At 51.6% G+C, this 15,480-nt stretch carries 16 protein-coding genes and 1 pseudogene; 10 read left to right on the forward strand and 7 right to left on the reverse strand.

Features of this window, described 5'->3' with window-relative positions:
- Positions 1-327 precede the first annotated feature (327 nt).
- Together gapA and CKO_RS07670 are read left to right on the forward strand one after the other, a co-directional pair.
- Entirely contained in the window at positions 328-1,323 is a 996-nt protein-coding gene (gene gapA / locus CKO_RS07665; protein ID WP_012132666.1) for a glyceraldehyde-3-phosphate dehydrogenase, read from the forward strand.
- 84 nt (positions 1,324-1,407) lie between these two features.
- On the forward strand, positions 1,408-2,292 hold the full coding sequence (locus CKO_RS07670) for a D-hexose-6-phosphate mutarotase (protein WP_012132667.1): 885 nt from the start codon (positions 1,408-1,410) through the stop codon (positions 2,290-2,292).
- A gap of 209 nt (positions 2,293-2,501) precedes the next feature.
- Here CKO_RS07670 and CKO_RS07675 read toward each other — a convergent pair whose 3' ends face one another.
- Positions 2,502-3,248 (reverse strand): MipA/OmpV family protein, encoded by a 747-nt coding sequence (locus tag CKO_RS07675; protein ID WP_012132670.1) that lies wholly within the window; start codon positions 3,246-3,248, stop codon positions 2,502-2,504.
- A 432-nt stretch (positions 3,249-3,680) separates the two neighbouring features.
- Between CKO_RS07675 and yeaG the strand changes: the two genes are divergently transcribed.
- On the forward strand, positions 3,681-5,615 hold the full coding sequence (yeaG, locus tag CKO_RS07680; RefSeq protein WP_012132672.1) for a protein kinase YeaG: 1,935 nt from the start codon (positions 3,681-3,683) through the stop codon (positions 5,613-5,615).
- A gap of 204 nt (positions 5,616-5,819) precedes the next feature.
- Positions 5,820-7,103, forward strand: a complete 1,284-nt coding sequence (locus CKO_RS07685; RefSeq protein ID WP_024130395.1) for a YeaH/YhbH family protein — start codon at positions 5,820-5,822, stop codon at positions 7,101-7,103.
- Positions 7,104-7,154: 51 nt separating this feature from the next.
- Here CKO_RS07685 and CKO_RS07690 read toward each other — a convergent pair whose 3' ends face one another.
- Positions 7,155-7,925: a class I SAM-dependent methyltransferase gene (locus tag CKO_RS07690; protein WP_012132674.1), complete on the reverse strand. Its 771-nt coding sequence runs from the start codon at positions 7,923-7,925 to the stop codon at positions 7,155-7,157.
- A gap of 171 nt (positions 7,926-8,096) precedes the next feature.
- Here CKO_RS07690 and dgcJ point away from each other — a divergent pair, with 171 nt between their 5' ends.
- Positions 8,097-9,584, forward strand: coding sequence for a diguanylate cyclase DgcJ (dgcJ, locus tag CKO_RS07695; protein ID WP_012132675.1), 1,488 nt, complete (start codon positions 8,097-8,099; stop codon positions 9,582-9,584).
- A gap of 45 nt (positions 9,585-9,629) precedes the next feature.
- Positions 9,630-10,133 carry a YbaK/prolyl-tRNA synthetase associated domain-containing protein gene (locus tag CKO_RS07700; protein ID WP_012132676.1) on the forward strand — a complete coding sequence of 168 codons (504 nt, stop codon included), beginning with the start codon at positions 9,630-9,632 and terminating at the stop codon, positions 10,131-10,133.
- Positions 10,134-10,137: 4 nt separating this feature from the next.
- Here the strand turns inward: CKO_RS07700 and yoaI are convergent, their stop codons facing one another.
- Entirely contained in the window at positions 10,138-10,242 is a 105-nt protein-coding gene (gene yoaI / locus CKO_RS23305) for a small membrane protein YoaI (RefSeq protein ID WP_096753847.1), read from the reverse strand.
- 209 nt (positions 10,243-10,451) lie between these two features.
- On the opposite strand from yoaI, the gene CKO_RS07705 reads away from it, so the two are divergent.
- Positions 10,452-10,898: a DUF441 domain-containing protein gene (locus CKO_RS07705; protein WP_012132677.1), complete on the forward strand. Its 447-nt coding sequence runs from the start codon at positions 10,452-10,454 to the stop codon at positions 10,896-10,898.
- Here CKO_RS07705 and CKO_RS07710 read toward each other — a convergent pair.
- Positions 10,881-11,670: pseudogene (locus CKO_RS07710) on the reverse strand (AraC family transcriptional regulator); the annotation flags it as partial. The gene CKO_RS07705 and the pseudogene CKO_RS07710 sit on opposite strands and share 18 nt — an antisense overlap.
- A gap of 99 nt (positions 11,671-11,769) precedes the next feature.
- Here CKO_RS07710 and CKO_RS07715 point away from each other — a divergent pair.
- Positions 11,770-12,957: a CynX/NimT family MFS transporter gene (locus tag CKO_RS07715; RefSeq protein WP_012132679.1), complete on the forward strand. Its 1,188-nt coding sequence runs from the start codon at positions 11,770-11,772 to the stop codon at positions 12,955-12,957.
- 32 nt (positions 12,958-12,989) lie between these two features.
- Here CKO_RS07715 and CKO_RS07720 read toward each other — a convergent pair whose 3' ends face one another.
- Positions 12,990-13,697, reverse strand: coding sequence for a CTP synthase C-terminal region-related (seleno)protein (locus CKO_RS07720; protein ID WP_012132680.1), 708 nt, complete (start codon positions 13,695-13,697; stop codon positions 12,990-12,992).
- Positions 13,698-13,914: 217 nt separating this feature from the next.
- Between CKO_RS07720 and CKO_RS07725 the strand changes: the two genes are divergently transcribed.
- Positions 13,915-14,262 carry a DUF488 domain-containing protein gene (locus CKO_RS07725; protein WP_012132682.1) on the forward strand — a complete coding sequence of 116 codons (348 nt, stop codon included), beginning with the start codon at positions 13,915-13,917 and terminating at the stop codon, positions 14,260-14,262.
- Between the two features lie 55 nt (positions 14,263-14,317).
- On the opposite strand, the gene CKO_RS07730 is transcribed toward CKO_RS07725, so the two are convergent.
- A complete protein-coding gene (locus CKO_RS07730) occupies positions 14,318-14,572 on the reverse strand; it encodes a putative hemolysin (RefSeq protein WP_024130397.1) in 255 nt (84 codons plus the stop codon).
- A gap of 170 nt (positions 14,573-14,742) precedes the next feature.
- Here CKO_RS07730 and CKO_RS23310 point away from each other — a divergent pair, with 170 nt between their 5' ends.
- Entirely contained in the window at positions 14,743-14,841 is a 99-nt protein-coding gene (locus tag CKO_RS23310) for a YoaK family small membrane protein (protein WP_024130398.1), read from the forward strand.
- 139 nt (positions 14,842-14,980) lie between these two features.
- On the opposite strand, the gene CKO_RS07740 is transcribed toward CKO_RS23310, so the two are convergent.
- Entirely contained in the window at positions 14,981-15,229 is a 249-nt protein-coding gene (locus CKO_RS07740; RefSeq protein ID WP_012132684.1) for a GlsB/YeaQ/YmgE family stress response membrane protein, read from the reverse strand.
- Between the last annotated feature and the right edge of the window lie 251 nt (positions 15,230-15,480).

Consider the following 15,480-nt stretch of genomic DNA (forward strand, 5'->3'; position numbering starts at 1 on the left):
CTTTAGCCATACTCACATTGCGTGACCGATTCTAACAAAACATTAACACCCCAGTGTGAACTTTTGTTCTAAACTTGATCCTTGCGAAATGGCAGCTTATGAATCGTGATCGGAATCACGTTTTTATCTCAGTTGCCCTTTAAAATTCGGGGCGCCGCCCCCATGTGGTTTCAAGCCGAAAGGAAGAGTGAGGCGAGTCAGCCGTGCAAAGCTTGTACAGAGGATTGATTTGTCGCAATGATTGACACGATTCCGCTTGACGCTGCGTAAGGTTTTTGTAATTTTACAGGCAACCTTTTATTCACTAACAAATAGCTGGTGGAATATATGACTATCAAAGTAGGTATCAACGGTTTTGGCCGTATCGGTCGCATTGTTTTCCGTGCTGCTCAGAAACGTTCTGACATTGAGATTGTTGCAATCAACGATCTGTTAGACGCTGAATACATGGCTTACATGCTGAAATATGACTCCACTCACGGTCGTTTCGATGGCACCGTTGAAGTGAAAGACGGTCATCTGATCGTTAACGGTAAAAAAATCCGTGTTACCGCTGAACGTGATCCGGCTAACCTGAAATGGGACGAAGTTGGTGTTGACGTAGTTGCTGAAGCTACCGGTATCTTCCTGACTGACGAAACCGCACGTAAGCACATCACTGCTGGCGCGAAAAAAGTGGTTCTGACAGGTCCGTCCAAAGACAACACTCCGATGTTTGTTAAAGGCGCTAACTTTGACAAATACGAAGGCCAGGACATCGTTTCCAACGCATCCTGCACCACTAACTGCCTGGCGCCGCTGGCTAAAGTTATCAACGACAACTTCGGCATCATCGAAGGTCTGATGACCACCGTTCACGCGACCACCGCTACTCAGAAAACCGTTGACGGCCCGTCTCACAAAGACTGGCGCGGCGGCCGTGGCGCGGCTCAGAACATCATCCCGTCCTCTACCGGTGCTGCTAAAGCGGTAGGTAAAGTGCTGCCGGAACTGAACGGCAAACTGACTGGTATGGCGTTCCGCGTTCCGACTCCGAACGTATCCGTTGTTGACCTGACCGTTCGTCTGGAAAAAGCGGCTTCTTACGAAGACATTAAGAAAGCGATCAAAGCTGCTTCCGAAGGCCCGATGAAAGGCGTTCTGGGTTACACCGAAGACGACGTAGTATCTACCGATTTCAACGGCGAAGTGTGCACTTCCGTGTTCGATGCTAAAGCAGGTATCGCGCTGAACGACAACTTCGTGAAACTGGTCTCCTGGTACGACAACGAAACCGGCTACTCCAACAAAGTTCTGGATCTGATTGCTCACATCTCCAAATAAGTTGAGATGAGAAATTGATCCCAAAAGGCGACCTCCGGTCGCCTTTTTTTATGGCTAAGAGTTTTCAACTCCAAGGATTGCATCATGATTAACACAATTTTCGCTCTCCCGGTCATCAAACAAATTACCCCTGTCCTCTCCCGCCGCCAGCTCGACGAGCTTGACGTGATCGTCGTCGATCACCCGCAAGTTAAGGCGTCTTTTGCACTCCAGGGCGCACATTTGCTCTCCTGGAAACCAGCAGGCGCCGAAGAAGTGCTGTGGCTGAGCAACAACACACCGTTTAAAACAGGCGTTGCGCTGCGTGGCGGCGTACCGATCTGCTGGCCGTGGTTTGGCCCCTCTGCGCAGCAGGGTCTGCCGTCTCACGGCTTTGCCCGTAACCTGCCGTGGGCGCTGAAAGCCCACAACGAAGACGACAACGGCGCGGTACTGACATTTGAGCTACAGAGCAGTGAGGCGACTCGCCAGTACTGGCCGCACGATTTCACCCTGCTTGCGCGCTTCAAAGTGGGTAAAACCTGTGAGATCGAACTGGAAGCCCACGGCGAATTCGAAACCACGTCTGCCCTGCACACCTACTTTAACGTCGGCGATATCTCCGCAGTTAAGGTCAGCGGCCTTGGCGACCGTTTCATTGATAAAGTGAACGACGCCAAAGAAGATGTGCTGGCAGACGGCGTCCAGACGTTCCCGGATCGTACTGACCGCGTTTACCTGAACCCGGAAGCCTGTAGCGTCATCCATGATGATGCGCTGAACCGCAACATTGACGTCATCCACCATCACAACATTAACGTTGTGGGATGGAACCCTGGCCCGGCACTCGCCGCCAGCATGGGCGACATGCCGGATGATGGCTACAAAACCTTTGTCTGTGTGGAAACGGCTTATGCCACCGCGCCGCAAAAAGCCAGCGAAGAAAAACCGTCTCGCCTGGTGCAAACAATTCGCGTCGCAAAACGTTAAGGCTTGACTGATGCCGGATGACGATGCTGACGCATCTTATCCGGCCTGCAACCTGTCGGCACCGCCGTCTGCGTACATCTCTGCGCTGGCATTCTCACCCATGTACCACGTCCTGTCATCGCATCCTCCCCATCAATGCACCACCGCAAAGCAAAACAGGGCGCAAGCGCCCTGTTTTGATGCACGAATTGCACTGTAAAAATGCACAATCAGAACTTATAGGTGATCCCGGTTGAGATCAGGCCGGTCCAGGATTTATCAACCATCGGGCTGTCGGTCACTTCATCCGACAAACGGGTATAACGCGCTGTACCGTAAACGCTCCAGTCCCCGAGGAAGTTGTAGTTAGCGCTGATTTCCAGGTACGGGTTCCAGCCGCTTTCTGGATCGTAGCTACGCAGGCCGCTGCGCGAGGACTCTTTGCGCGAAACGCCATAGTAGTATTCGTTCTGGTTTTCGCTGTTCCACTGCACGCCAATGCCCGGCGTCAGCGTCAGCGCGCCATTGGTATAACGGTACAACCAGGCCAGATCCCACACGATGCCGTTGCTGTTATCCAGCGTATCGCCCGCCAGCGTGGTGCGCAGGAAACCGTATTCGGTATTGTGGATGTAAGACAGGCCCGCCATCATGGTGCTCTTACGCTTGTCGAGTTCGCGCAGTCGGCGATCGTCGCTGTCGCCTGGCTTAAAGTACAGCGGAGACCAGTACGCGGTAATCGACAATTTATCCGCTTTGTCGTTCCACAGGTAGTATCCGCCGCCCAGGCCCCGGAACCAGAAGTTATCACTTTCATAGTTGATAACCGGCACCGGATACACATCAGCATCGTAATCTTTGTAAGGATGTTCAACCACACCAACGCCAGCGCCCAGCGTCAAGTCGTTTTCAGCTTGCGCTACGCCAGCTGATGTGGCGATAAGCACGCCAAATGCCAGAAGTTTGAGTTTGGTCACAATCCATATTCCTTATTCAAATGTTTAGCGCCAAAAGTGTAACTGCCAATACGTTTCAACCCAACTATTTTACTTATTCGTTTCACTCTCTGTAACCGGTTAATTTCTCAATAGTGGATGACAGTTTGCTTGCAGTCGGATGAACGCGGGATGACTTTCATCTCTTTTCTTTACATAACCATGCACTTTTAGCGGATGAGTTATTGATATGCCATTGAAATTCATTTATGCGCACAGGCAAGTTTTGCAAATGCCATCTACGCTTAATTTTAAGAAGGTGTATCACCGGGCACGTTGATCTCTTGCTCTGCGTTGTGGCATGAGAGTTGCTGTTTATCAGTAGAGACGTCGTTCAGTTACCTCTTCCGGGAGCCTCTACTATTCATATGAACGGCTCTTACCATGTGCTAAAAAACGAAAGGACGGCATACCATGAATATATTCGATCACTATCGCCAGCGCTATGAAGCTGCCAAGGACGAAGAGTTCACACTGCAGGAGTTTCTTACCACTTGTCGGCAAGATCGCAGTGCTTATGCCAACGCGGCAGAGCGGCTACTGATGGCTATTGGTGAGCCTGTCATGGTCGATACTGCCCAGGAACCTCGACTTTCTCGACTCTTTTCGAACCGGGTCATCGCTCGCTATCCCGCATTCGAAGAGTTTTACGGCATGGAAGACGCGATTGAACAGATTGTCTCTTATCTGAAACACGCGGCTCAGGGGCTGGAAGAGAAGAAACAGATCCTGTATCTGTTGGGGCCTGTAGGGGGCGGTAAATCGTCGCTGGCCGAGCGACTGAAATCTTTGATGCAGCATGTGCCTATTTATGTTCTGAGCGCCAACGGTGAGCGTAGTCCGGTAAACGATCACCCGTTATGCCTGTTTAATCCGCAGGAGGACGCGCAGATTCTGGAAAAAGAGTACGGCATTCCGCGCCGCTATCTCGGCACCATTATGTCGCCGTGGGCCGCGAAACGTCTGCATGAGTTCGGCGGGGATATTACCAAATTCCGCGTCATCAAAGTCTGGCCGTCCATTCTGGAACAGATTGCTATCGCCAAAACAGAACCCGGCGATGAAAACAACCAGGATATTTCCGCGCTGGTCGGCAAGGTGGATATTCGTAAACTCGAACACCACGCGCAAAACGACCCGGATGCCTATGGTTATTCCGGCGCGCTGTGCCGCGCTAACCAGGGGATCATGGAGTTCGTCGAGATGTTTAAAGCACCGATTAAAGTGCTGCATCCTCTGCTGACCGCCACTCAGGAAGGTAACTATAACGGGACGGAAGGTATCTCCGCCCTGCCGTTTAACGGTATTATTCTTGCCCACTCGAACGAATCCGAATGGGTGACTTTCCGCAACAACAAAAATAACGAAGCCTTCCTCGACCGTGTTTACATCGTGAAGGTGCCGTATTGCTTACGCATTTCCGAAGAGATCAAAATCTACGAGAAGCTGCTGAATCACAGTGAGCTGACTCATGCGCCATGCGCGCCGGGTACGCTGGAAACCCTGTCGCGCTTCTCGATTCTTTCTCGTCTGAAAGAGCCGGAAAACTCGAGCATCTACTCGAAAATGCGCGTCTATGATGGCGAAAGCCTGAAAGATACCGACCCGAAAGCGAAGTCCTATCAGGAATACCGGGACTACGCCGGCGTCGATGAAGGGATGAACGGTCTGTCCACGCGTTTCGCGTTTAAGATCCTCTCCCGCGTGTTTAACTTTGACCATGCCGAAGTGGCCGCCAACCCGGTGCATTTGTTCTACGTACTGGAGCAGCAGATCGAGCGCGAACAGTTCCCGCAGGAGCTGGCTGAGCGCTATCTGGAGTTCCTGAAGGGTTATCTGATCCCGAAATACGCCGAGTTTATTGGCAAAGAGATCCAGACCGCCTATCTGGAATCCTATTCCGAGTACGGACAGAACATTTTTGATCGTTATGTCACCTATGCGGATTTCTGGATTCAGGATCAGGAATACCGCGACCCGGATACCGGCCAGCTCTTTGACCGCGAGTCACTGAACGCTGAACTGGAGAAAATCGAAAAACCGGCGGGCATCAGCAACCCGAAAGATTTCCGTAACGAGATAGTCAACTTCGTTCTGCGTGCCAGAGCGAATAACAGCGGTCGCAATCCAAACTGGACCAGTTACGAAAAACTGCGCACGGTTATTGAGAAGAAAATGTTCTCAAATACCGAGGAGCTGCTGCCGGTGATTTCGTTTAACGCGAAAACCTCAACCGACGAGCAGAAAAAACACGACGATTTTGTCGACCGCATGATGGAGAAAGGTTATACCCGTAAGCAGGTTCGCCTGCTGTGCGAATGGTATCTGCGCGTACGTAAATCGTCTTAACAGCATAAATGGCCCGGAAAATTTTATCCGTTTACCGGGCCAACAATTCTTTTGTACGCGAAATCATTCAAGAGGTATCAAGGCGGCAAATGAGTGAATCCCCAGGAGCGTACATAAGTACGTGACTGGGGTGAGCGAATACAGCCAACGCAGAGACAACTTGAAGGATGAAGCGTAAGTTGGCAAATGCAGTACGGGGGGCTTATGACCTGGTTTATTGACCGGCGTCTTAACGGTAAAAACAAGAGCATGGTGAACCGCCAGCGCTTCTTACGCCGTTATAAAGCGCAAATTAAACAGTCGATCTCCGAGGCCATTAATAAACGTTCGGTGACCGATGTAGAGAGCGGCGAGTCCGTTTCAATCCCGACGGATGACATCAGCGAACCGATGTTTCATCAGGGACGGGGCGGCTTGCGCCATCGCGTACACCCCGGCAACGATCATTTCGTACAGAACGATCGCATTGAGCGTCCACAAGGTGGCGGCGGTGGTTCCGGGAGTGGGCAAGACCAGGCCAGTCAGGATGGTGAGGGTCAGGATGAATTCGTCTTTCAGATTTCCAAAGATGAGTATCTGGATCTGCTCTTTGAAGATTTAGCGCTGCCTAACCTGAAAAAAAATCAGCAACGGCAGCTTACTGAGTATAAAACCCACCGCGCGGGTTTTACCTCCAACGGCGTTCCGGCCAACATCAGCGTGGTGCGTTCCCTGCAAAACTCTCTGGCGCGCCGCACGGCGATGACTGCGGGTAAACGTCGGGAGCTGCGCGCGCTTGAGGACGACCTGGACATCATCACCAAAAGCGAACCCGCGCAGTTGCTGGAAGAGGAGCGGCTACGTAAAGAGATTGCTGAACTGCGGGCAAAAATCGACCGTGTCCCCTTTATCGACACCTTTGATTTACGCTACAAAAATTATGAAAAGCGCCCTGACCCTTCCAGCCAGGCCGTGATGTTCTGCCTGATGGACGTATCCGGTTCGATGGATCAGGCCACCAAAGATATGGCCAAACGTTTTTATATCCTGCTCTACCTGTTCCTCAGTCGAACCTATAAGAACGTTGAAGTGGTCTATATCCGCCACCATACGCAGGCAAAAGAGGTGGATGAGCATGAGTTCTTCTACTCCCAGGAAACCGGGGGCACTATCGTCTCCAGCGCCCTGAAATTGATGGATGAGGTAGTGAAAGATCGCTACGACCCGGCGCAGTGGAATATCTACGCGGCGCAGGCTTCGGATGGCGATAACTGGGCAGATGACTCTCCGCTGTGTCATGAGATTCTGGCGAAAAAACTGCTGCCGGTGGTGCGCTATTACAGCTATATCGAAATCACCCGCCGCGCCCACCAGACCTTATGGCGCGAATATGAGCATCTGCAATCGACCTTTGATAACTTTGCGATGCAGCATATCCGCGACCAGGATGATATCTATCCGGTCTTCCGTGAACTGTTCCAGAAACAAAGTACGACAAGTAAAGACTAGAAATCAGTCCGTCAGGTCAGTAAAAAGCCAGAACCCTGTTCTGGCTTTTCTTTATTTCCCCTTAACCGAACAGCAGACAATGTAATTCAACTGATGGCGCTGTGATTTAAAGAAGCGAAACATCTTGATAAAACGGCTGCGATTGTCACGGATGCACAGCCCGTTATAAACAATTTTAAGCGCCCCTTTCAGCCCTTCATCGCGAATCAACCCTCGCGGAGACATCAGCGACATTTCACCGTTTTGCTGTAAAACCTGCTCAAACCCGGAATCCAGCAACAGATCGCGCCAGCCTTGTTTGGTCATCGGGCTTACATTCGATTTCACCACATGCTGAAGCTGGTTCTGCTCACCTTCCGCCAGCTTCTGGCTGGTCAGCATAATATCGTGCGTTAAGAGACGGCCACCCGGCTTCAGAACCCGATAATATTCACCGATCAGCTTTGCTTTCGCTTTGTCGGCATACATGGTGAGCATGGCCTCGTTAATCACGACATCGAAACTGTTATCGGCAAAGGGTAAGCTGTTGGCATTGGCGGCCATGACATGGATGTGATTTTCCAGCCCGTGCGCCGCAACATTGTTCCGCGCGTTTGCCAGCGCGTTTTTATCCATATCGATGGCGTAGACCGAACAACCAAAACGTTGCACCAACTCAATGGCGGTCGTCGCCATATTGCATGCCACTTCCAGCACCTGGCTGCCCGGCGTCAGCTGAGACTGGCTGAACAGCCACTCCGTCGCCTCAATGCCGCCCGGACGCAGACGGGTTTTGCCCAGGCTAGCTAAAAACGTATGGCCCGCTTTTTCATTCGCACTCATCGCGCACCCTCCTTCCTGATAAGTTGCATTATAAATACAACATTAAGAGAAAAAGGGGAAGTATGAGAATGATTTTTATTTCATAACACAAAAGAGGACGAAGGCGCTGTTAGAGAGAACATCGCCACTGTGATAAACTGAAGCGTCGCCCTTTGAAAACTGTTATTCATCATGAAATTGCATCATAAAGCGCTCAGGCTCTTTATCTCCGCAAGCGTCATTGTACTGACGTCCTCTTTTCTGGCTTATGAACTGATCGCCAGTGACAGGGCGATGAATGCCTATATGGGCTATATCATCGAAAAGGCAGACTCTTCATTTTTGTATGACAAGTACCAGAATCAGAGCATTGCAGCTCATTTAATGCGCACGTTCACGGAGCCCAAAACACCGCCATCCGATGAACAACAATATGCGTTATGCCGCGGATTTGAAACAGGTCGCAATACCCACGGCATCAATCTCACCACTCATAATAACCCATCGCTACATGGAACACTGCAAACCGCCGAGGCAAACTGCGCGATCGTAGCTGACGACGCTCCTCTGTTGTTCGCTTTTGATCAGGCGGTGGCCGCGAATCGTAACCAGAAGGATTATGGTAAAGGGCTGGGCACTGTAGAAGATAAATTCCACTACTATCTGGATATTAAAAAACGCTACGTCTATTTCTATAACCTGATTGACTCCAGACAATTTTTTATGCACCACTGGTCTTTTCTGCGAAAAGGAACACTGGGAATCAACCGTAACGATATTGATGGTCAATTCACAGGGCGAACAGTGCTCTCAAGCATTTATCAGGACGATCTTACTGAAAAAAATGTGATGAGTTTTTTAACTCCCGTTTATCTACATGGAAAGTTAAAAGGCATAGTAATGGTGGATATTAACCAGGATAACCTGAAGAATATTTTTTACACTCAGGATCGTCCACTGGTCTGGCGCTATCTGGACGCGACTCTGTTCGACCTGAATTCAGAGAAAAAAATCATTGTCCATCAGAGCGAAAATAACCTCTTTAATTATGTTAATTATGTCCACGACCTGCCAGGCGGAATCCGTGTCACATTATCTCTCGACATCCTGTATTTTATTGTCTCATCATGGAAACTGTTCGCCTTTTACCTGCTCGTTACCGCTACGTTACTGAACATGGTCAGAATGCATTTTCGCCTTTACCATAATGTCAATCGTGAAAATATCAGCGATGCGATGACCGGCCTCTATAACCGTAAAATCCTGACACCGCAGCTTGAACAGCGTTTGCAGCGACTGGTCAACACAGGCACCTCCGTGACGTTTATCGCCATCGATCTGGATAGGTTGAAAGTCATTAACGACACGCAGGGGCATCAGGAAGGCGATCGCACAATTACATTGCTGGCAAAAGCCATTGAAGCATCGGTGCGTAAAACTGATTACGCAATAAGATTGGGAGGTGATGAATTTTGTGTAATTCTTATCGATTCAGTTGTACCGGCAACAACTTTACCTGAGCGTATTGCCAATAAGTTGCGAATCATCGCGCCAGATAAGGTGATTAGTTTTTCCGCTGGACTTTATCATATGCAGCCTGAGGATACGATCCAGGACGCATACAAGGCCTCTGATGAGCAACTCTATCTCAACAAACAACAAAATCATGCACGTTTGTGATACCCTTTTGCCGTTAAAACTTCATCGCAATATTGGGAGTGAATAATGAATGAAGTCGCTAAGGGGATCACGGCTCACCAGCGTTTGATTACCCTTTTATCGCAGGAAGGCGCCACTTATCGTGTACTCAGCCACGAGGCGGTCGGTAAGTGCGAAGCGGTTTCGGAAATTCGCGGCACCGCACTAGGCCAGGGGGCAAAAGCGCTGGTGTGTAAAGTGAAAGGCAATGGCGTCAATCAACATGTCCTGGCGATCCTTTCCGCTGACCAGCAGGCCGATCTCGCCCAACTCGCAAACCATCTCGGCGGACTAAGAGCTTCGCTTGCCAGCCCTGCCGAGGTGGATGCGCTGACCGGCTGCGTCTTTGGCGCGATCCCCCCTTTTAGCTTCCACCCTAACCTGAAGCTGGTGGCCGATCCGCTGTTGTTCGAGCGCTTCAACGAAATCGCGTTTAACGCCGGCGTGCTGGAAAAATCGGTCATTATGAATACCGACGATTACCTGCGCATTGCGCAGCCGGAACTGGTCAACTTTCGCCGAGCGCAATAACGGCTCAGAAACGTCTTTCCAGCACCAGTACGGAAATCACAATCACCGCGGCAATAGCGAAAAATGATGAGGTAATGATCAGCGTTTCAATCAGCATATGATCGTTCATGGTTTCACCCCGTTGCGACAGAGAAAACGGCTCACCTGTTATTGATAAATCGAATTAATGGCAATTTAATGACAGCAAGCCTGGCCTGCCCGGAAAATTCTCCTCAGGCATTCGCCTGAAAATGTGCCGTTATTGATAAAAAAGCCTGTTCACTCACGTATTTGCGCGTACAGTAAGCAGGCTTATCTTTCTCTGGCAAGGAAACCACGATGTTTGATGTCACTCTGCTGATCCTGCTTGGACTGGCAGCGCTGGGCTTTATCAGCCATAACACCACTGTCGCCGTTTCAATTCTGGTGTTGATCATTGTCCGCGTTACCCCACTCAATACGTTTTTCCCGTGGATTGAGAAACAGGGGCTGACCGTCGGGATCATTATCCTGACTATCGGCGTCATGGCGCCGATCGCCAGCGGTTCGCTGCCTCCCTCTACGCTCATTCACTCCTTCGTCAACTGGAAATCACTGGTTGCCATCGCCATTGGCGTCTTCGTCTCCTGGCTGGGCGGGCGCGGCGTTACGCTGATGGGAAGCCAGCCGCAGCTGGTCGCGGGTTTACTGGTGGGAACGGTACTGGGCGTTGCACTGTTCCGGGGCGTGCCGGTCGGCCCGCTCATTGCCGCAGGCCTGGTGTCGCTGATTATTGGGAAGCAGTAAGCCCGGCCAGATAACGGCCTGGCGTTTGCCCCAGCCCCTTTTTAAACATGGTGATAAACGCGGTCGTTGAATCATAACCCAGCGTTTGGGCGACGTGCTGCACGCTGTGTCCGTCAATCAACGCCTGCAACGCCAGAATAAGCTGCAACTGGTGACGCCAGCGACGAAAGCTCAGGCCGGTTTCCTTTACCACCAGTCGGGCAAGATTGCGTTCGCTCATGGCGAACAGGCTCGCCCACTGCCCCAGCGTTTGCCAGCGGGCTGGTTCACGCGCCATCGTCTCCACCATTTGACGTATTTTGGGATGCCCGGAGACCGGAAGCTGCATCTGCTCCTGTGGTTGCTGTGGAAGCTCATCAAACAAGACCTGTGTCAGGCGCTGCGTCATTGGCTCGGTACGCTGAATATCCGTTCTCGCGGCAAGCGCCAGAATCAGCTCCCGACACAATGGCGTTATTTTTAGCGTACAGCAGCGATCCGGCATCACAACCGCATCCGGCTCAATAAACAGAAAACATAATTCCGCCCCCGCCGTGACGTGGTTACTGTGGGGAATTTCGCCGGGAACCCATACCGCATACTGTGGCGGCACCATCCACATGGCGCTTTCTACCTCGCAGGTAATAGCGCCATGCAGCGCCAGGATCAGTTGCCCTTTTCGATGGTGATGCAGCGGACTGAAAAGCTCATCTTCGCGAGCGCGAATGCAAAAGGCCACAGCCGCATCATGGTGAAGGTCAGGCTCGTAGCCATCCAGTCTCAGGCCAATCATCATATTGTCCGATTTTAGCGATAAACTGTCATTTTAGCTTGATTGATCCAGAGAGTAAAAACGGTAAGGTATCGCCTCGCCTGTTGATATGAGAAAACAATGACTATTTCCCCTTCATTACGCGGCAAAAACGGTGCATTACTGATTGCCGGTATTCTGATGATTGCGACGACGCTGCGCGTTACCTTCACTGGCGCTGCGCCGTTACTGGAGACGATTCGTGCGGATTACGGGCTAACTACCGCACAAACGGGCCTCCTGACCACGCTTCCCTTGCTGGCTTTCGCGCTGGTCTCTCCGCTGGCGGCAAACATTGCGCGTCGGTTCGGCATGGAACGTAGCCTGTTTGCCGCCATGCTGTTGATTTGCTTTGGTATTGCCGTGCGCTCGCTGCCTTCTGCCAGCTTCCTGTTTACCGGCACAGCCATTATTGGTTGCGGTATCGCGCTGGGAAACGTGCTGCTCCCCGGGCTGATTAAACGCGATTATTCGCAGCATGTGGCAAAACTGACCGGCGCCTATTCATTGACAATGGGCGCCGCAGCGGCGGTGGGTTCGGCAATGGTCGTACCGCTGGCGTTGCATGGCTTTGGTTGGCGCGGCGCGCTGTTAATGCTGATGCTGTTTCCCCTGCTGGCCTTTCTTATCTGGCTGCCGCAGTGGCGCAACACGGCTACCGCCAACCTGAGCAACTCCCGCGCGCTACACTCGCGCGGCATCTGGCGATCCTCCCTCGCCTGGCAAGTCACCTTATTCCTCGGCATTAACTCGCTTATCTATTACGTTATCATCGGCTGGCTGCCCGCGATTTTAATCAGCCACGGCTACAGTGAAGCGCAGGCCGGATCGCTACACGGCCTGCTGCAACTGGCGACGGCTGCGCCGGGACTGTTGATTCCGCTCATCCTGCACCGGTTCAAGGATCAGCGCAGTATTGCCGCGCTGGTATCGCTCATGTGCGCTCTCGGCGCGGCCGGGTTCTGGTTTGTGCCGGAGCAGGCGGTGCTGTGGACGATTCTGTTTGGGTTTGGCTCTGGCGCGACGATGATTTTGGGTCTGACGTTTATCGGGCTGCGCGCCAGTTCCGCACACCAAGCGGCGGCGCTTTCGGGCATGGCGCAATCTGTCGGCTATCTGCTGGCGGCATGTGGGCCGCCGTTGATGGGTAAGATTCATGATGCCAACGGCGACTGGCACATTCCGCTAATTGGTGTGGCGGTTCTGGCGGTCGCGATGGCGATATTCGGCCTTTATGCCGGACGCGATCGGGAGATCGCAGCAAAATAACCGAACGGGCAGGCATTGACCTGCCCCTGTTTTTATCCCCGTGCGGCTCGCAACATCGCCTGCACCAGGGGAACGGGTTTTCCCGCCAGCGCGCCACGTTCATGCTGAAAAAGCGTACCAACGAAAAAGGGATGCGTTACCAGTTCCACGGCACGGATGTCTCCCGCCTCATCCCACCCGGTAACCCGCAAATCGCCATTCTCAAGTTCAGCGGCAAAATCCTCTGATACCCCGTAGTTGCAGTGATATCCTTCGGAGATAACGTCCTGCCCGTAGGCTTTGGCGACCAGCGTATTCGCCCTCAGTTCGATATCATCCGTTTTTTCCACCAGCGAGCAGCTCAACGGGGCGATAACCATCCGACCGGAAGCATCAGTTTCGGCGTGCGCCGCATCGCGCCAGCCCAGCACATTACGGGCATACTCGAGGATCGCGTGCTGGAATCCGCCGCAGGTTCCCAGAAAAGGAATGCTGTTTTCACGGGCATAGCGAATAGCAATCAATGCCCCTTCGGTATTTTTATAGGGACTGCCGGGAACAACCCAGATGGCATCATAGCCCACCAAATCTTCGTCACTATTGATGTCGGGCGTCGTCAGCCAGTCATAGTCCGCCATTAACTCCAGCACGGCGGCCGCATCATCAATAGCAAGGGGGATGGCCTGGTGCGCCACGATATCGGGGTTGTAATCACCCACCAGCGCAATACGTAGCGTGTCTTTAACAGGGGAAAGTTCCATGAGGCGTTCCTTATGTCAATGCAATGAGGGACAACATAAGGAACCTCAGACTACCGATCTTTTACTGTTATCACAATCCCTTAAATTGAGGAGGATCGAAGTGCTATAGTGATGACGTTCTACGTTTCAGAAACAGCCTGCTACGTCAGCATGACGCGGCACGATTTTCCGGCAATCAGATTAATGAAGTCATGGCCTGGATTGAGGAGAGAAAAGGATGAAAATTCAGTGTAAACGCGTCTACGACCCGGCAGAAAAAAGCGACGGCTACCGTGTACTGGTTGACAGGCTGTGGCCGCGAGGGGTCAAAAAAACCGATCTGGCCTTTGACGAGTGGGATAAAACGCTGACGCCTTCATCTGAATTACGCAAGGCCTTTCACTCTGAAGTGATTGATTTCAAAAATTTTACTGAGCAATACCGGAGTGAACTCGACCAACAGAAGCAGGAAGGTAAACGGCTGGCGGATATTGCCCGCCAGCAGACGCTGACCCTGCTATATGCGGCAAAGAACACAGAGCAGAATCACGCACTTGTCCTGGCCGACTGGCTACGCGGATTGTGATTCGCACACAAAATCCGCCAAAACACGGCGCACGCGCAAAGCGATGCGCCAGGTATCACTTACCGCTGGCAGGATGATCTCTGCGCCAGAGATCCCACTCTTCAATCACTTCACCGCCGGGTAGTTTACATTCCGTGCGTACCCCTTGCGGGCTTTGAACGGGCACTCGCGTACCGCCCTTCTGTTCGCAATAGACGGCAGCCGGGTTTGCCATACCTATCTGCGGAGGTTTCGGCGCCTCGGGCTGGGATGACGACGAACAGGCGGAGAGCGCCAACGCGCACGGCAGCGCGACAAACATGAATCTCATATGAACTCCCGTTAACATTACACCCCGACAGGTTAACCCGCCTGCCGTTGTATCTCCATGTTTTCTTGCGATGCGTATCAGAATGAAAAGCGTGACGTTAAAACATCTTTTGTCACGCACGACGCCCTGCTATCCTTGCTCGTCTTCCTATAACGAGAACGGGTGATAGCATGAAATTAGGCATTATTTTTCCTGTCGTAATTTTCATCACGGCGGTGACTTTTTTGGCATGGTTTTTCATCGGCGGCTACGCCACGCCGGGGGCGTAACGATGAAGAAAACGACGCTAATCATGATTGGCATTGCGATTATCGCGGTGGCAGGAACCAACCTGGGCTGGTGGTAACAGGCTTATCAAAATAATAAAGGCCACCAACGGTAGCCTTTTCGTCTTACGAACTACTTCGCTTAACTTTTGATTTTTCTGTAGATAAACAGAACGACAATCGCGCCGATAACCGCTACGGCAAAGCTGCCAAAGTTGAAGCCGTCAACTTTGCCAAACCCGAAGAACGTGCTGATCCATCCCCCTACCACGGCACCGACGATCCCCAGGATGATCGTCATGAAGAACCCGCCGCCATCCTTACCAGGCATAATCCACTTCGCCAGAATACCTGCAATAAGCCCAAAGATAATCCATGAAATAATGCCCATTTTTTCCTCACTTATGTTTGTACGTTAGCGGTTTACTCGCCGTTAAAAAGAATAGCACATCATCAGAGAATTGAAATTTGTGATAAATGTCACTTTTATTATTTTTTATTTACTCCCATAAAAGTTGGGGTTGCAAGTTTAGATGATAAAGATTATCTTTCTCATTACTGAATAGTTGAGCAAATCACTCAGGTATTCAGTACGACATTGCTCACATTGCTTCCAGTATTTTTGCCCGCCTCACTGAGTGC

It is taken from the genome of Citrobacter koseri ATCC BAA-895 (genome assembly GCF_000018045.1).
Classification (GTDB): domain Bacteria; phylum Pseudomonadota; class Gammaproteobacteria; order Enterobacterales; family Enterobacteriaceae; genus Citrobacter_B; species Citrobacter_B koseri.